Origin of the sequence: Streptomyces sp. B1866, from assembly GCF_031932565.1 — a bacterium.
In the GTDB taxonomy this organism is placed as follows: domain Bacteria; phylum Actinomycetota; class Actinomycetes; order Streptomycetales; family Streptomycetaceae; genus Streptomyces.
Window position 1 is genome coordinate 1 of record NZ_JAVSCF010000488.1, and the last position, 1,852, is coordinate 1,852.

The 1,852-nt window shown below is 76.5% G+C and carries 2 protein-coding genes and 1 pseudogene; all 3 read right to left on the minus strand.

Features of this window, described 5'->3' with window-relative positions; all coding sequences use genetic code 11:
• A pseudogene (locus tag RKE29_RS29690) lies at positions 1 to 228 on the minus strand (toxic cation resistance protein); the annotation flags it as partial.
• Positions 229 to 350: 122 nt separating this feature from the next.
• A complete protein-coding gene (locus RKE29_RS29695; RefSeq protein WP_312008810.1) occupies positions 351 to 731 on the minus strand; it encodes a hypothetical protein in 381 nt (126 codons plus the stop codon).
• A gap of 118 nt (positions 732 to 849) precedes the next feature.
• Positions 850 to 1,776, minus strand: a complete 927-nt coding sequence (locus tag RKE29_RS29700) for an endonuclease/exonuclease/phosphatase family protein (protein ID WP_312008811.1) — start codon at positions 1,774 to 1,776, stop codon at positions 850 to 852.
• Positions 1,777 to 1,852: the final 76 nt, after the last annotated feature.

Genomic DNA, 1,852 nt, shown 5'->3' on the forward strand with positions numbered 1-1,852 from the left:
GGCCGGTACGGCGGCCGGTGCCGCGCCCGGGGCCTTGGCCCACGACGGGGTCGGCGCGGCGGCCCGGTCCGGAGCCGCCGCCGGGGCCGGTACGGTCGCCGCGGCCGCCGGTGTCCCGGCGCCCGGCGCCTCGCCCGGCTCCGCCGTGGCCGTGGCCGCTCCGGCCGCTTCGTCCCGCGCGGCCCGGGAGCGTCCGAAAGCCTTGCGCAGCAGGTCCCGTAGGCCCATGGGATTACCTCACATGTCGAGTGGTTTCCGTGGTCGTGCGTGGTTGTCTCGTCGTCTGCGGGTCGCCGTGGTGCCGAAAGGCTAGCGGTCGATTCGCCCGGCTCCGCCGACAACTGACGCCGTCAGTCGATATTGGCGACGCATTGGACGACGGGCGTATCGCCACGCCTGGTCGACTTCCGGTCGACCTCCTTGCCGTCCACCGTCACCCGGCAGCCCACGGTGGCGTCCACGATGTCCGTACCACCTGCCGAAACGGTCAGGAAAAGGTAGTTCTCCGACCCCACCTCGACGGTCTTCGACCACCCGGACGCCGCACCGGTGACCGTCTTCTTCTGGTTGTCGGGCGTGTCCAGGGAATAGGTGATGTCGACCGGCCCGGAACCGGTCGCCTGGTAGACCACCGTGTGCCGCGCGGAGCCGCCGTCGCCGCCGCACCCCGTCAGGAGCGGGCTCGTCCCGAGCAGTACCGCGACGGCCGCACCGGCGCGTATGGCTGCCAAAATACCGTGCCTCCTTTCCCTCCCGGCCGTTCCGCCGGTTCTCCCGCTGTGCCGCTCTCCCGGTGCCTGGCCGCGTATTCCACCGGCCTCCCCGGCATTCCGCCGCATTCCCGCCGCCCTACCGCCCGTGCAGGTCGAGGTCCACCAGCAGCGCCCGGTGGTCGGTGTGCCGCAGCCCGAGAAAGCGGGCGTGCCGTGGCCGCAGGGCGCCGCCGACGAGCACGTGGTCGATCTGGGCGCCCAGCGCCGGGGCGGTCAGGCTCGGCCAGGACGGCGTGCGCGCGAGACCCACCGCACGCGCGCTGTCGCGCAGGCCGGTGTCCAGCACGGCGCGGAAGGCGGCGTGGTCCTGGGTGGCGTTGAAGTCGCCCGCGATGAGGGTGGGTTCCCCGGCCCGCGCGGCGGCGTACCGGCGCAGGCGGCCCAGCTCGGCGCGCCACAGGCCGAGCGTGCCGGGCTTGGGCGGCATCGGGTGGGCGACCTGGACCCGTACCCGCTGTCCGGCGATCAGCGCCACCGCGCCCGGCATCCGCAGGTGCCCGCGCACCCCGGCGTCGGCCCGGAGCGGGTACCGGCTCAGGATCGCCGAGCCCGCGCCCGGGGTGGCGCCGGGGGCGACGGTCCGGTACGGGTACGCGCGGCGTACGGCCGGGGCGTCGAGCGCCGCCGCGCACCGCCGCTCGCACTCCTGGACGGACACCAGATCGGGCCGCTCCCGCCGCAGCGCGACCGGCAGGCCGTCCGTGGCCTGGCCGAACTGGAGGTTCGCGGTCAGCACCCGCACCCGGGCCAGCACCGGCCCGCGCGGCCCCGGTCCGGCCCCGCCGCCGTCGTACGGCTGGACGAACCACCCGGTGAGCGCGGCGGCGGCCAGCGCCCACACGCAGCCGGCCGGCCAGCGGGCCGCCGCGCACAGCAGCAGGCCGAGCAGCGCGGGCACCAGCAGCCAGGGCAGGAAGGCGAGGAGCTGCGGTACGGGCGTGACGCCGTCGGTGCCGGCGGCCCGGCACCCGGCCACCACGCTCACCACGGCCAGCGGCGGCACCGCGCAGCAGGCCGCCGTCCACCCGGTCCACCCGGACGGCGTGCGCCGCAGCGCCCGCGCGGCGGCGCGCGGGCCC